The organism is Nocardioides renjunii (assembly GCF_034661175.1).
Taxonomy (GTDB): Bacteria; Actinomycetota; Actinomycetes; order Propionibacteriales; family Nocardioidaceae; genus Nocardioides; species Nocardioides renjunii.
The window spans coordinates 3,086,496-3,100,729 of record NZ_CP141058.1; the positions used below are offsets into that span (position 1 = coordinate 3,086,496).

13 protein-coding genes are annotated in these 14,234 nt (G+C 73.5%); 3 read left to right on the top strand and 10 right to left on the bottom strand.

The features are described 5' to 3' along the window. Positions 1-25: 25 nt before the first annotated feature. The 8 genes from SHK17_RS14735 to SHK17_RS14770 form a co-directional block, all read right to left on the bottom strand. The gene (locus SHK17_RS14735) at positions 26-1,207 is read right to left on the bottom strand and encodes a cysteine desulfurase family protein (protein WP_322919723.1); all 1,182 of its coding nucleotides are present in this window, start codon (positions 1,205-1,207) and stop codon (positions 26-28) included. 29 nt (positions 1,208-1,236) lie between these two features. Then, positions 1,237-1,917: a nucleotidyltransferase domain-containing protein gene (locus SHK17_RS14740; RefSeq protein WP_322919724.1), complete on the bottom strand. Its 681-nt coding sequence runs from the start codon at positions 1,915-1,917 to the stop codon at positions 1,237-1,239. A 23-nt stretch (positions 1,918-1,940) separates the two neighbouring features. Then, a complete protein-coding gene (proB, locus tag SHK17_RS14745) occupies positions 1,941-3,083 on the bottom strand; it encodes a glutamate 5-kinase (RefSeq protein WP_322919725.1) in 1,143 nt (380 codons plus the stop codon). After that, positions 3,070-4,635, bottom strand: a complete 1,566-nt coding sequence (gene obgE, locus SHK17_RS14750; protein WP_322919726.1) for a GTPase ObgE — start codon at positions 4,633-4,635, stop codon at positions 3,070-3,072. The genes proB and obgE overlap by 14 nt, the downstream gene beginning before the upstream one ends. A 95-nt stretch (positions 4,636-4,730) precedes the next feature. Next, the gene (rpmA, locus tag SHK17_RS14755) at positions 4,731-4,985 is read right to left on the bottom strand and encodes a 50S ribosomal protein L27 (protein WP_172265053.1); all 255 of its coding nucleotides are present in this window, start codon (positions 4,983-4,985) and stop codon (positions 4,731-4,733) included. 56 nt (positions 4,986-5,041) lie between these two features. Further along, a complete protein-coding gene (gene rplU, locus SHK17_RS14760; RefSeq protein WP_172265056.1) occupies positions 5,042-5,341 on the bottom strand; it encodes a 50S ribosomal protein L21 in 300 nt (99 codons plus the stop codon). A gap of 195 nt (positions 5,342-5,536) precedes the next feature. Continuing rightward, entirely contained in the window at positions 5,537-9,025 is a 3,489-nt protein-coding gene (locus SHK17_RS14765) for an Rne/Rng family ribonuclease (protein ID WP_322919727.1), read from the bottom strand. Between the two features lie 327 nt (positions 9,026-9,352). Then, the gene (locus SHK17_RS14770) at positions 9,353-10,078 is read right to left on the bottom strand and encodes a TIGR03936 family radical SAM-associated protein (RefSeq protein ID WP_322919728.1); all 726 of its coding nucleotides are present in this window, start codon (positions 10,076-10,078) and stop codon (positions 9,353-9,355) included. A 108-nt stretch (positions 10,079-10,186) separates the two neighbouring features. On the opposite strand from SHK17_RS14770, the gene SHK17_RS14775 reads away from it, so the two are divergent. The 3 genes from SHK17_RS14775 to SHK17_RS14785 are packed head-to-tail and all read left to right on the top strand — an operon-like array spanning position 10,187 to position 12,136. Continuing rightward, positions 10,187-10,867: a glycosyltransferase gene (locus SHK17_RS14775; RefSeq protein ID WP_172265065.1), complete on the top strand. Its 681-nt coding sequence runs from the start codon at positions 10,187-10,189 to the stop codon at positions 10,865-10,867. Then, the gene (locus tag SHK17_RS14780) at positions 10,864-11,250 is read left to right on the top strand and encodes a DUF2304 family protein (RefSeq protein WP_172265068.1); all 387 of its coding nucleotides are present in this window, start codon (positions 10,864-10,866) and stop codon (positions 11,248-11,250) included. The genes SHK17_RS14775 and SHK17_RS14780 overlap by 4 nt, the downstream gene beginning before the upstream one ends. Continuing rightward, on the top strand, positions 11,243-12,136 hold the full coding sequence (locus SHK17_RS14785; protein WP_322919729.1) for a glycosyltransferase family 2 protein: 894 nt from the start codon (positions 11,243-11,245) through the stop codon (positions 12,134-12,136). Before SHK17_RS14780 ends, SHK17_RS14785 begins: the two co-directional genes overlap by 8 nt. Here SHK17_RS14785 and SHK17_RS14790 read toward each other — a convergent pair. Together SHK17_RS14790 and SHK17_RS14795 are read right to left on the bottom strand one after the other, a co-directional pair. Continuing rightward, positions 12,112-12,900 carry a glycosyltransferase gene (locus tag SHK17_RS14790; RefSeq protein ID WP_322919730.1) on the bottom strand — a complete coding sequence of 263 codons (789 nt, stop codon included), beginning with the start codon at positions 12,898-12,900 and terminating at the stop codon, positions 12,112-12,114. The genes SHK17_RS14785 and SHK17_RS14790 overlap by 25 nt on opposite strands. Then, positions 12,893-14,173, bottom strand: a complete 1,281-nt coding sequence (locus SHK17_RS14795; protein ID WP_322919731.1) for a hypothetical protein — start codon at positions 14,171-14,173, stop codon at positions 12,893-12,895. The genes SHK17_RS14790 and SHK17_RS14795 overlap by 8 nt, the downstream gene beginning before the upstream one ends. Between the last annotated feature and the right edge of the window lie 61 nt (positions 14,174-14,234).

Below are 14,234 nucleotides of genomic sequence, written 5' to 3' on the forward strand. Positions count from 1 at the left end.
CGGTCGATCCTCATCCGGTCGATCCTCATCGCGCCCGGGCGGCGCGGGCGCGCTCGACGACGGGGCCGATCGCCTCGACCAGCGCGTCGACGTCGGCGGGCGTGCTCGAGTGGCCGAGCGTGAAGCGGAGCGAGTGGCGGGCCTGGTCGTCGTCGCAGCCCATCGCCAGCAGCACGTGCGACGGCTGCGGCACACCGGCGGAGCAGGCGGAGCCGGTCGAGCACTCGATCCCGCGGGCGTCGAGCAGCATCAGCATCGAGTCGCCCTCGCAGCCGGGGAAGCCGAGGTGGGCGTTGCCGGGCAGGCGCAGCGGGCCGGCCGGCGCCCCGTGGAGGTGGGCGTCGGGGACGACCTCGACCACGCGGCGCACGAGGTCGTCGCGGAGCTCGGCGACGCGGAGGGCGTGCTGGTGCTGGGCCTTCACCGACTCCTCGACCGCGGCGGCCAGGCCGGCGATGGCCGGGACGTCGAGGGTGCCGCTGCGGATGTCGCGCTCCTGCCCGCCGCCGTGCACGAGGGCGCTGACCTCGAGGTCGCGGCGTACGACGAGCGCGCCGACGCCGTAGGGGCCGCCGACCTTGTGGCCGGTGAAGGTCAGCGCGTCGACGCCGGACGCGGCGAAGTCGACGGGCACCTGGCCGAGGGCCTGCACCGCGTCGGTGTGGACGGGGATCCCGTGCTCGGCCGCGAGGGCCACGACCTCCTCGACGGGCTGCAGCGAGCCGACCTCGTTGTTGGCCCACATGACCGAGATGAGCGCCACCGAGGCGGGGTCGCGCAGGACCGAGTCGCGCAGGGCGTCGAGGTCGAGGATGCCCTCCCCCGTCACCGGCAGCAGCTCGACGTCGGCGCCGTCGCTCTGGCCGAGCCAGTGGAGCGGATCGAGGACCGCATGGTGCTCGATGGCCGTCGACAGGATCCGCGTGCGGCGGGGGTCCTCGGCGCGGCGTGCCCAGAAGATGCCCTTGAGCGCGAGGTTGTCGGACTCCGTGCCGCCGGAGGTGAACACGACGTCGCCCGGCCGGGCGCCGACCATCCCGGCGATGCTCTCGCGCGACTCCTCCACGACGCGGCGGGCGCCGCGTCCCGAGGCGTGCAGTGAGCTCGCGTTGCCGACCCCGCTGAGGTGGCGGGTCATCGCCTCGACGGCGACCGGCAGCATGGGCGTGGTCGCGGCGTGGTCGAGGTAGACGAGCGGGTGGGTCATGGCCCGCCAAGCCTACGCGGCACTCCGAGTCAGCCTTCCATCGTCCCGTGCAGCCACGGGTGGTCCGCCTGCGACCGTCGTACGGCGTCGCGCAGCCAGTCCTGCTCGGCGGCGCCCAGCAACGGCCACACCACCTCGAGGTCGGCGCGGTCCTTGGGCCGGTCCAGGCGGGCCTTGTGGTGCAGCACCACCTCCGGCCGCATGTAGCGGATGCCGTCGCCGGCCACCCAAGTCACCTCCGCCAGGGGTACGACGTGGTCGGGGTCGCGCCGCGAGACCCACAGGCCGTCGGCGTTCTCGGCGAGGATGCAGTCGAGGAACCACGGCGCGAGCGCGTGGTCGCGCAGCCAGACCTGGCCGGCCTCGGCGTGCGGCTCCGGCCACGTGTCGTCCACGGGCCGGAGGGCGCCGCTGCCGACGCTCCAGACGTGGTGCCGCTCCCCCACCATCTCGCGGAACAGCGGGAGGTCGCGCCGCCAGATCACCAGGTCGATGTCCTCGTGCGGCCGGTAGCGACCGGTGAACGCGTCGATGGCCCAACCCCCGACGACCCACCACTCGGCGTCGTACGCCGCCATGAACGCGGCGAGTCCCGCCGGGTCGAGCGCCGCCCACTCGCCGTAGAGGCGCCGGAACGCGACCTCCTCGGCCACGTCCTCGTCCGAGGGCCGCCAGTGCGCCGCCGGCTGGTCGTCGACCGGGATGTCCACGTCCGCGAGTGTGCCACGAGGGGTCAGCGCTCGAGCAGCACCAGGTCGTCGCGATGGATGACCTCACGCTCGTACGCCGCGCCGAGCGCGACCTTCAGCTCGCTGGTCGAGCGGCCGAGGAGCGCCGGGAGCTCCTCGGCGTCGAAGTTCACGAGCCCGCGGGCGACCAGCGCGCCGTCGGGACCGAGCAGGTCCACGGCGTCGCCCGCGACGAACCCGCCGTCGACGGCGGTGATGCCGGCCGCCAGCAGCGAGGCGCGACGCTCCACAACCGCCCGCACGGCGCCGGCGTCGAGGGTGAGCGTGCCCTGGCCGGACGTGGCGTGGGCGAGCCACAGCAGGCGGGTCGGACGACGCTTGCCGGTGGCCGCGAAGAGCGTGCCGACCTCGACCCCCGACAGGGCTGCCGCCGCCTGGTCGGCGGAGGTGAGCACGACGTCGATGCCCGCGCCGGTCGCGATGCGCGCGGCGTCGACCTTCGTCGTCATGCCTCCGGTGCCGACGCCGGAGGACCCGGCCGACCCGATCGTCACCGCGGCCAGGTCCTCCTCCGAGCGCACGAGCGGGACGAGCCGCGACCCCTCGCGGCTCGGCGGCCCGTCGTAGAGGCCGTCGACGTCGGACAGCAGCACGAGCAGGTCGGCGTGGACCAGGTGCGCCACGAGCGCGGCCAGGCGGTCGTTGTCGCCGAAACGGATCTCGGAGGTGGCGACGGTGTCGTTCTCGTTGACGATCGGGACGACGCCGAGCTCGAGGAGCTTGGCGAACGTCTGGTGCGCGTTGCGGTAGTGCACGCGCCGCGTCACGTCGTCGACGGTGAGGAGCACCTGGCCGGTGACGATGCCGTGCCGGGCGAACTCCTCCTGGTAGCGGTGGGCCAGCAGGCCCTGCCCGACGGACGCGGCCGCCTGCTGGGCGGCGAGCCCGCGCGGGCGGGTGGTGAGCCCGAGGGGCGCGAGCCCCGCGGCGATGGCTCCCGAGGAGACCAGGACGACCTCGGCGCCGGTGCCGCGCACCGCCGCGAGCACCTCGACGAGACGGCGTACGCGGGCCGGGTCGATGCCGCCTGCGGCCGTCGTCAGGGACGACGACCCCACCTTCACGACGATGCGCCGGGCACCGGCCACGAGGCTGGCCCGGGCGGCGGACCCGTCAGTCGTCGTCACTGCCGTCCCAGTCGGGGTCGTCCTTGCTGCCGATCTCGTAGGACATCGGGCCGACCCCGGAGCTGCCGGAGCTGCGGTTGGGGCCCTTCTTGCGCTCGGCGTCGAGGCGGCGGGCGACGTCGGCGCGCGCCTCCTCCTCGGCCTTGGTCTCCATCGCGGCGTCGATGTCGTGGCGGCGGGCGCGGGCCGGGCGCTGCTCGCGCAGGCGCTCGTCCTCGCCTCGGCGGCCGAGCATCTCGGCACCGGCCTCGATGCTGGGCTTGAAGTCGAAGACGACCGAGTTGTCATCGGGGCCGATGAGCACCGTGTCGCCCTCCTGGGCGCCCATCTCGACCAGCTTGAGCTCGACGCCGAGCCGGTTGAGCCGGTCGGCGAGGAAGCCCACGGCCTCCTCGTTGCTGAAGTCGGTCTGGCGCACCCAGCGCTCGGGCTTGGTGCCGCGGACCCGCCAGCCCTCGTCGGTCGCGAGGACCTCGAAGTCCGCGCCGCCGTCGACGGCCGGCGGCCTCAGCACGATGCGCTGCGGCTCGACCTCGGGCTTGTCGGCCCGCGACGCGGTGACGATCTCGGCCATGGCGAAGGTGAGGTCGCGCAGCCCGGCGCCGGAGGCCGCGCTGACCTCGAACACCTGCAGCCCGCGGCTGCGGAGCTCCTCGACGACCATGTCGGCGATGTCCTGGCCGTCGGGGACGTCGACCTTGTTGAGCGCGACCAGCCGCGGCCGGTCCTCGAGCCCGCCGTAGCGGGCCAGCTCGCCCTCGATGATCTCCAGGTCGTCGAGCGGGTTGCGGCCCGGCTCGATGGACGCGGTGTCGACGACGTGGACCAGGGCCGCGCAGCGCTCGATGTGCCGCAGGAAGTCGTGCCCGAGACCGCGCCCCTCGGCGGCGCCCTCGATGAGGCCCGGCACGTCGGCGACCGTGAAGGTCGTCTCGCCGGCGGTGACCACGCCGAGGTTGGGGATGAGCGTGGTGAAGGGGTAGTCGGCGATCTTGGGCCGCGCCCGCGAGATCGCGGCGATGAGCGAGGACTTGCCGGCGCTCGGGAACCCCACGAGGCCGATGTCGGCGACGACCTTGAGCTCGAGGCGTACGTCGAGCTCGTCGCCGGGCTCGCCGAGGAGCGCGAAGCCGGGGGCCTTGCGCTTGGAGGAGGCGAGCGCCGCGTTGCCGAGCCCGCCGCGACCGCCCTGCGCGACGACCAGCGTCGTGCCGTGGCCGACGAGGTCGGCGAGGACGGTGCCCTGGCGGTCCTTGACGACGGTGCCGTCGGGCACGGCCAGGACCAGGTCCTTGCCGTTGCCGCCGTTCTTGTGGTCGCCGGCGCCCTGGCCGCCGTTGTCGGCGCGACGCTTGGGGTTGTGGTGGTAGTCGACGAGGGTCGTCACGCTCGTGTCGACCTCGAGGATGATCGACCCGCCCTGGCCGCCGTTGCCGCCGTCGGGACCGCCCAGCGGCTTGAACTTCTCACGGTGCACCGAGGCCACACCGTTGCCACCTCGTCCGGCTGCGAGGTGCAGCGTGACGTGGTCGACGAACGAGGGGATGGCCATGGGAGAACCTTTGCGGAAGAGGTGAGTGGAGCAAATGCCGAAGGGCGCCCCGATCGTGGGGCGCCCTTCGGTTGACGTTCAGTGCAGCGGGTGGGTCACTCGCCCGGGACGATGTTGACCACGCGGCGACCGCGGCGGGTGCCGAACTCGACGGCGCCGGCCTGCAGGGCGAACAGGGTGTCGTCGCCACCGCGACCCACGCCCGTGCCCGGGTGGAAGTGCGTGCCGCGCTGGCGGACGATGATCTCGCCGGCGAGGACGGCCTGGCCGCCGAAGCGCTTCACGCCGAGGCGCTGGGCGTTGGAGTCACGGCCGTTCTTGGTGCTCGCGGCACCCTTCTTGTGAGCCATTGTTCAGTCCTTCTGCTTCGAGGAGTCTGGAGTGGGTGGTCGACCTCGAGCGGAGCTCAGAGGGAGATGTCGGTGACCTTGACCTGGGTGTACTTCTGGCGGTGACCCTGGCGCTTCTTGTAGCCGGTCTTGTTCTTGTACTTCTGGATGATGATCTTCGGGCCCTTGGTGCGCCCGGTGACCTCGACGGTCACGCTCGCCTTGTCGAGACCGGTCGCGGTGACCGTCTCGCCGTCGACGACCATCACCACGGGCAGGGTGAGGGTGTCACCCTGGGCGCCCATCGCGTCGATCTCGATGACGTCGCCCACGGCAACCTTCTGCTGCTTGCTGCCAGCGCGCACGATCGCGTACACGGCCACTCTCCTCATCAGAACTGCGGAAACTCGGGTGGGAACTCAGGGCCTGCGCACGACACCGCCTGATCTACGGGCGAGGTGCGGCCGCGGGGCGGGCGCGCAGGATCGGTGTGTCGGAACACCGAGGGTCAAGAGTACGGGATCGGGTGGCGACCGGGCAAAACGACGTCCGGCCGCCCCTCCCCCGCGGGCTCAGCGCTTGCGCGCGCCCTTCTTCTTGATCGGGACGTGCTCGATGACCGGCGCGTCGGCGGAGCCGTCTGCGGAGCCGTCGACCGCGCCATCGGTGGAGCCGTCGGCCTGCGTGCCGGGCTCGACGTCGACCGTGCCGGGCTCGACCGCTCCCGAGGTGGGGAGCGTGCCCGCGACGCCGCTCGACGTGCCGCCGGTGGCAGCCGGCAGGGCCGGCGGCCCGGCCGGGCGGCTGGCGGAACGACGGCGCGTACGCGTGACCACCCGCGGCTTCTCGTCCTCGACGGGAGCCTCGGTCGGGGCGTCCGCAACGAGGGCCTCGGTCGAGGCGTCCGCGACGGGAGCGTCCACGACGGCCGGCTCGACCGCCGCCGGCGCCTCCGCCGGTGCCTCCGTCGGAACCTCCGTCGGAACCTGTGCCAGGGCCTCGGTCGCAGCGTCGGCCGGAACGTCGGTCGGGACCTCCGCCACCGCAGCGGCCTCCGGCTGGCCGGACTCGGTGCCGGTCGGCGTCTCGTCGGTCGGGGTCTCGTCGGTCGGCGTCTCGTCGGTCGCCGACTCCTCGGCCTGCTTGTCGTGGCGTGCCATCGCAGCGACGTCCTTCGGCGACGGCGCGTGGTGCTCCGCCGCGCGGGACTCGCCGTTGCCGCCGTTGCCGGTGCCCTCGTCGGAGGCTCCACGCCGCCCGCGGCGACGACCGCCGCGACGACCCTCGCCGTCCTCGGGCTTCGCGTCCGGGTCGACGGGCTGGTCCTTGATGACCACCCCGCGGCCCTGGCAGTGCTCGCAGTTCTCGCTGAACGCCTCGAGCAGGCCGGTGCCGATCCGCTTCCGCGTCATCTGCACCAGGCCGAGCGAGGTGACCTCGGCGACCTGGTGGCGGGTGCGGTCGCGTCCCAGGCACTCGACCAGTCGGCGGACCACGAGGTCGCGGTTGGACTCCAGCACCATGTCGATGAAGTCGACGACGATGATGCCGCCGATGTCGCGCAGCCGGAGCTGGCGCACGATCTCCTCGGCCGCCTCGAGGTTGTTCTTGGTGACGGTCTCCTCGAGGTTGCCGCCGGAGCCGGTGAACTTGCCGGTGTTGACGTCGACCACGGTCATCGCCTCGGTGCGGTCGATGACCAGCGACCCGCCGGAGGGGAGCCAGACCTTGCGGTCGAGGCCCTTGTGGATCTGCTCGTCGATCCGGTAGGTCGCGAAGATGTCGCCGCCGGTGCCGCCGCGCTCGAACCGCTCGACCCGCTCGGCGAGGTCGGGCGCCACGGACTCGACGTAGCCGTGGACGGTGTTCCACGCGTCGTCACCCTCGATGACGAGCTTGGAGAAGTCCTCGGTGAAGAGGTCGCGGACCACCTTGAGCGTGAGGTCGGGCTCGCCGTAGAGCAGCTGCGGGCCGGAGCCCTTGTGGCCGGACTTCTTCTCGATGTCCTCCCACCGCGACTTGAGGCGCTCGACGTCGCGGGTGAGCTCCTCCTCGCTGGCACCCTCGGCCGCGGTGCGCACGATGACGCCGGCGGTGTCGGGGACGATCTCCTTGAGCAGCGACTTGAGGCGGTTGCGCTCGGTGTCGGGCAGCTTGCGCGAGATCCCGGACGTGGTGCCGTCGGGCACGTAGACGAGGAAGCGGCCGGCGAGGCTGATCTGGCTGGTCAGGCGGGCGCCCTTGTGGCCGATCGGGTCCTTCGTGACCTGCACCAGGACCATCTGGCCGCTGGAGAGGACCGACTCGATCTTGCGGGGCTGGCCCTCCTTGTGGCCCAGCGAGGACCAGTTGACCTCACCGGCGTAGAGCACCGCGTTGCGGCCCTTGCCGATGTCGATGAAGGCGGCCTCCATGGACGGCAGGACGTTCTGCACGCGGCCGAGGTAGACGTTGCCGATCAGCGAAATCTGCGACTCGCGGGCGACGTAGTGCTCGACGAGCACCTTGTCCTCCAGGACGCCGATCTGGATCAGGTCCTGGCGCTGGCGGATGACCATGACCCGCTCGACCGACTCGCGGCGGGCCAGGAACTCGGCCTCGCTCACGATCGGCGCCCGGCGGCGGCCGGCCTCGCGGCCCTCGCGGCGGCGCTGCTTCTTGGCCTCGAGGCGCGTGGAGCCCTGGACGGAGGTGATCTGGTCCTCGGCGGACCGGGTCTTGCGCACCCGCGTCACGGTGTTGGGCTCGGCGTCGTCCGACCCGCCCTCGTCGCCCGCGCGCCGGCGGCGACGGCGGCGTCGCGAGGAGCCCTCGCCGTTGCCGTCCGTGCCGGCGTCGGCTCCGTTGGCGTCGTCACCGGAGTCGGCGGTGTCCGTGGAGGCGTCCATGGAGGAGTCCTCGTCGGAGCCCTCGGTCGCCTCGGTGTCGTCCCCCTCGCCCTCGGCGGAGTCGGAGGACTTGCGCCGGCGGCGGCCACCGCGGCGACGGCGGCGGCGGGCGGTGCCGCCCTCTCCGTCACCCTCGCCGTCACCCTCGTCGTCGTCCGGACCGGACGTGGCGTCCTGGTCCTCGATCGTGTCGGCCGCGACGTCGCCGAGGGCGTCGCCCTGGGTGCCCAGCGCCATCGCGTCCTCGGAGACGGGCTCGTCACCGGCCTCGTCCGCGGGAGCCTCGGCGGCCTGGCGCCCACCGGACTTCTTGGCGCCGGACCTGCCGGACGCCTTCCTCGCCGACCGCTTGCGCGCGGTCGGGGCGTCGTCGGTCTCGGGTGCCGCCGCGGGTGCGGCGTCGGCGGGCTGGTCCGTCGCCGCGGCCGCGTCCTCGAGCGCCACCTCGTCCTCGTCCTCGGTCTCGAGCTCGGGCTCGACCGGGACCGGCTGCGGCTTCTTGCGGGTGCGTCGGGTGGTCGTGGTGACGACCGGGGGCTGGAACAGGACGGCGGGGCCGGCGGGCGCACCGGCGGCGGCCGGCGTGCTCGTGTCAGCCGCAGCGTCGGAGCCGGTGTCGGCGCCGGTGTCGGAGCTGGTGTCGGTGGCGGCGTCGGCGTCCGTGGCGGTGGCCTGGCCGGCCTCGGTGGTGCTCGCGGCCTTCTTGGCCGCCCTCTTGGCGGGCGCCTTGGCCGTGCTGCGGCGGGCCGCGGTCTTCTTGGCGGGCGCCACCTCGGCGGCCTCGGCCGCCTCGACGGCAGCCGACAGCTCGGCCGGCTCGGGCACGTCGGTCGCCGCGGCGGCGGGCTCGGCGACCGCCTTCTTGGCGGTGGACCGGCGGGCCGGCGCCTTCTTGGCGGGCGCGCGCTTGGCGGTCTTCCTGGCAGCCGGGGCCTCGGCGGCGGCAGCCGTGTCGGTCGGGACGTCGGTGGGCACGTCGGTGGGGCTGGTTTCTCCGGAGCCGGCGTCCTGGGCCGCGGCGGCAGCCTTCTTGGCGGGGGCCTTGCGCGTGCGCCTCGTCACGACGGGCGCAGCGGGGGCGGTCGCCTCGGGGGCACTGGCCGCGGCGCTGTCACCGACGGAGGAGGGAGTGCCCTCGGTCTCGGTGCGGTCGGGCTGGTCGTCATCGAGCATGTGGTGCTCCTCGGGCACCGTCACGGTGCCGATACGGCGTCCACCGCTCTCGTGTGGCGATCCCGGGGACGCAAAGCTTCTGTGGCGGCGACCCCCTCCGCGGATGCGTCTCCGAGCGGCCGATCCGTCACCTGCCGCGGTCGCCGGGCCACCGTGGAGTCGCTGTCACCGACTCGTGTGGCCGCGTCGCGGTCCGGTGACGTCCACCCGTCCGGGGTGCCGACCACGTGGTGCGGCCGGCGAGAACGTCGTCGGCTCGACGGGATCCCCGACGGGCGCCGGGGGCGTCGAACGTGGCGAGTATCGCACACCACCGGTGAAGGACCTCTATGCCCGCGCCGCCAGCGGGTCGCCGAGCCCGCCGGACTCCAGGAGGGGGCCCTGGGCCAGGCGCGTCATCAGCGGCGCCTCCCCGGTGACGAGGTCGGACACCGCCTCGAGGCCGCGCAGCACGTCGTCCGGGCGTACGGCGGGGGTGCCGTGGCGCAGCACCACGTCCAGCGACGTCCGTCCCTCGGGCGTGTCGGCGTCGGCGAGGACCAGGAGCGAGACGACCGCCCCGCGGGCGTCGAACTCGCGCATCTCCTTCTTGGTCATCCGCTCGACGAGGGCCTCCTCGGCGGCGAGGAACGTGCCGACGGCCTCGGTCACGGCGACCCGGTCAGCGGCGAGGTCGATCCGCCACCGGCTGCCCTCCAGCAGGTCGGACAGGGAGCCGCCCGGCGACTCGACGACCTCGAGGACGTCGAGCCCGGTCGGCAGGGCCTCGTCGAGCATCGCGTGGACGTCGGCGGGCACCACGACCTCCGACAGCGCGAGCTCGAGGTACTCCGCCTCGCTCGCGGAGCCGGTCGGCGCGGCACCGGCGTACGAGATCCGCGGGTGCGGGTTGAAGCCGGAGCTGTAGGCCATCGGCACCCGAGCGCGGAACACCGCGCGCTCGAAGGCACGGCTGAAGTCACGGTGGCTGGTGAAGCGGAGCCGTCCACGCTTGGCGTAGCGCACCCGGAGGCGCTGGACGGGCGGGGCCTGCTGCTCGGGTTGCTCACGCACGCGCTCAGGCTAGACACCCGCCGCGGCGTTCGGCGAAGCTGCGAACCCGCGGAGCCGCCGGATGTGCCGAGTCGGCGCCGGGGCCGCTCGCCGGTAGCATCCCCCGACGTGAGTGATGTCGCGTTCGTTGTGCCCGTCTACAACGAAGCCTCGGTGATCGGCGACGTCATCACCGAGATCCGCGCCGTGACCCCCTACGTGGTGTGCGTCAACGACGGCAGCCGGGACGGGTCCGCGGCCGCGATCGTGCGGGCCGGCGGCTACCTCGTCGACCACCCGATCAACATGGGCCAGGGCGCGGCGCTGCAGACCGGCATCGAGTTCGCCCGCGCGCTCCCCCAGATCCAGCGCTTCGTGACCTTCGACGCCGACGGCCAGCACCTCGTCGCCGACGCGGTGCGGATGCTGAAACTGCTCGAGGAGGGCGACCTGGACATCGTGCTGGGCTCGCGCTTCCTCGGCGAGGTCATCGGCGCCGGGCGCAGCAAGCGCGTGCTCCTGAAGGCGGCGGTGAAGTTCAGCAACGTGACGTCGGGGATCCGCCTCACCGACGCCCACAACGGCCTGCGCGCGTTCAACCGGCACGTGGCGGAGACGATGGAGATCACCGCCCCCGACATGACGCACGCGAGCGAGATCATCGAGCTCATCGCGGCCAACAGCTACCGCTACCGCGAGATGCCGGTGACGATCCGCTACACCGACTACTCCACCAGCAAGGGCCAGGCGAGCGTCAACGCCGTCAACATCGCGGTGGACACGCTCCTGCGAAGGGTGACGCGTCAGTGATCATCGTCCAGTTCCTCCTCATCGGCGCGTTCCTCTTCCTCTTCTACGTCGCCATCCGCAGTCGCACCGCGCACGGCGTCTCCGCGTCGAAGAAGCTGCTCTTCCTCCTCCTCATGGCCGTCCTCGTGGTGGCCGTGCTCGCGCCCAACCTCGTCACCGAGGCGGCCAACCTCGTCGGCGTCGGGCGGGGCACCGACCTGGTCCTCTACCTGATGGCGGTGTCGTTCGGCTTCTACGTCGTCAACGACTACCTGCGCGGGCAGGACAACCGGCAGCAGCTGCACCGCCTCGCCCGCCGGATCGCGGTGCTCGAGGCCCTCGAGCGCTACCACATCGCGCACCGCGACGAGACCGACCCCGGGCCGGCCCCGTCGGATGATTGAGATCTTCCTCCCCTACTGGGGAGACCCCGGCTACCTCTACGAGGCCGTCGCCAGCGTGCAGGCGCAGACCGACCCGGACTGGCGTCTCGTGGTGGTCGACGACCACTACCCGGACCCGTCGGTCGCGGAGTTCTTCGCCGGGCTCGGCGACGATCGGGTGACCTACCACCGCAACGAGACCAACCTCGGCATCACCGGCAACTACCGCCGCTGCCTGGAGCTGGCCTCGGCCGAGTGGATGGTCTTCTTCGGCTGCGACGACCTCATGCTCCCGACGTACGTCGCCACCGTGCGCGCCGCGACCGAGGGCGCACCGGCCGGGGTCGACGTGGTCTCCCCCGGTGCGACCGTGATCGACGAGCACGGCGTCGAGTCCGACCCGCTGGTCGACCGGGTCAAGCAGCGGCTGTTCGCACCCCGGCTGTCCGGGCCCCGCGTGCTGACGGGCGAGGACCTGGCCGTCTCGCTGCTGTGGGGCAACTGGACCTACTGGCCGTCCCTCGCCTTCCGGGTCGAGCCGGTCCGCCGGCAGGGGTTCATCGACGACCTGCCACTCATCCAGGACCTGGCCCTGCTCGTGGACCTCGCGCTGGCCGGCTCGTCGATGCTGGTGCTGCCCGAGGTCGTCTTCGCCTACCGGCGCCACTCGCAGAGCGCGTCGTCGACGACCGTCGCAGACGGCGGCCGGTTCGCGGGCGAGCGGACCTACTTCGAGGTCGCTGCACGGCGCTGCGCGCAGGCGGGGTGGCCGCGCGCGGCTCGCGCCGCCCGGATGCACCTGGCGTCACGGCTCTACGCGGTCACCCAGCTCCCGGGTGCGGCGCGTCGCCGCTCGTGGGACTCGGTGCGGACGCTCGCGCGTCACGCCCTCGCCACCGGCCGCTGACCCTTCAGCCCACGCACCCGGCGACCCATCGTGAGGAGCGCCCGCACCAGGCGCGCGCGGGACGCGAGCACGGCCCGGGGTCCGCGCGGCCGCGACGGCGTCGCGTTGTTGTCGTGCAGGCGCCGCGCCACCGTACGCCGGTCGAGGTGCGTGATGGTGCCCGCGAGGTTGCCGTAGAGCGCCAGCCACAGGTCGTGCGACTCGACGAGGTGCGGCGGGAACGGCAGGACCGTCGCGAGCGCGTCGCGACGGACCCCCATCGCGCAGCCGTAGTAGGGCTTGAGGCCGGCGAGGATGCCGGCGACGTTGGCGACGCGGCGACCGTCGTCACGGGGCCCGAGGCGCCAGTCCGGTTGCCCGAACGGCCCCTCGAGCGCGTCGGGCCCGCCCAGCATCGCGAGGTTGCTCGCCACGACCTGGTGGTTGCGCAGCGCCTCGACCATCGCGTCGCGGCGTCCCGGCAGCCACACGTCGTCCTGGTCGGAGAGCAGGACGACGTCGCCGCGGGTCGCGGCGATCGCGGCCTCGAAGGCACGGACGTAGCCGCGGTTGACGCGGCTCGGCACGACGCGCACCCGCGGGTCGTCGACCGTCGCGAGCACCGCGAGCGTGTCGTCGGTCGAGGCGTCGTCGACCACGACGACCTCGTCCCGCGGTCCGAGCTCGGCGAGGATCGAGGCGAGCTGCTCCGAGACGTGGGCGGAGCCGTTGTAGGTCGCCATGGCGACCGACACCGGGACCGGCTCGTGCGCGTGGTCAGGCATCGGCGCCCTCGACCGCGGCGATGCGACCGGACCGGCGGATGCCGGCCAGGCCGACGACGTGCACCGCGAACCCGGCCAGTGGAGCCAGCCCGAGCGCGAGGCAGGCCCGCGCCTCGAGCGAGCCCGGCACCTGGAGGAGCACGACGCAGGCGACGAGGGCCACCACCCAGCCGGCGACGTACCAGCCGTGGGCGGAGAGCGCCTGCGCGCACGCGCCGGTGAGCGTGAGCGCGGCCGTCCCGCCGGCCGCCAGCGTGAGCAGCGCGAGCACCGCGCCGTCGACGGCGTAGTCGTCGCCGAAGAGGAGCTGGATGAGCCACGGCCCGACGACCCATGCCGCGAGGGCCCCGACGACGGCGACCGCCGCCACCATGGCCAGGAGCCGGACGAGGAGGCGTCCGAGCCGGGACCCGGCGCGGACGAGGTGGGACACCGCGACCCCCTGCAGGGCGTTGAGCGGCAGCAGGACGGGCGCGCGCGTCAGCGAGATGGCCAGGAGCAGCGGGGCCGCGGTGGCGTAGTCGGCCGGGTCCGTGGTCGCGGCCAGCAGGATGGGGAAGCCGACGACGAGCACGGCGCTCGCCCCCTGCGCCACCAGCGCGGCCGACATCCGCCGGGCCAGCGTCCGGGCCGGGGAGTCGGCGTGCAGGGCCAGGCTGTCGCGCACCCGCCCCGACGAGGCGGCCAGCAGCAGCCACGCGAGGGCGCCGAGCGCGCTCGCCACGCCCATGCCGGCCACCGTGGCCGAGACGAGGACGACGGCGAGGGTGGCGAGCAGCCGCACGGTGGCCTCGCCGGCGATCACCGCCGCTGCCTGGTGCCACCACGCGCGGCCGGACGCGGCACCGGCGAGGACGGAGTGGAACCCGTAGCCGGCGACGGCCACGACGAGGGCCGCGACGAGCACGTCGTCGCCACCGTGCAGCACGCGACCGCGCCAGAAGGGGACGAGGGCGAGCACGGTCACGGTCGAGCAGGCGGAGACGACCGCGGCCACCCGCCACAGCGCGGGACCGGCGGCGTGGTCGTCGCGGGCGGCTGCGGCGACCGACCGGGTGGTCTCCAGCGCGACGCCGGACAGCACGCCGTAGACGGCGAAGAGCACGGCGAGGAAGGTCAGCAGGACCGTCGCGCGCTCCTGCGGCAGAGCCCAGGCGGCGATGCTCATCACGACGTAGGTCACCGCGGCCGACCACAGCGAGGCAGCAGCGACCGAGGACGCTCCGACGGCGTCTCGTCGCGACCGAGTGGCGGGGACCGGTGCCGAAGACATCGTGGACTACTCTACGCACGGTGCGCAGGCCCACCCTCCCCGGGGAACACGGCGAAATGCC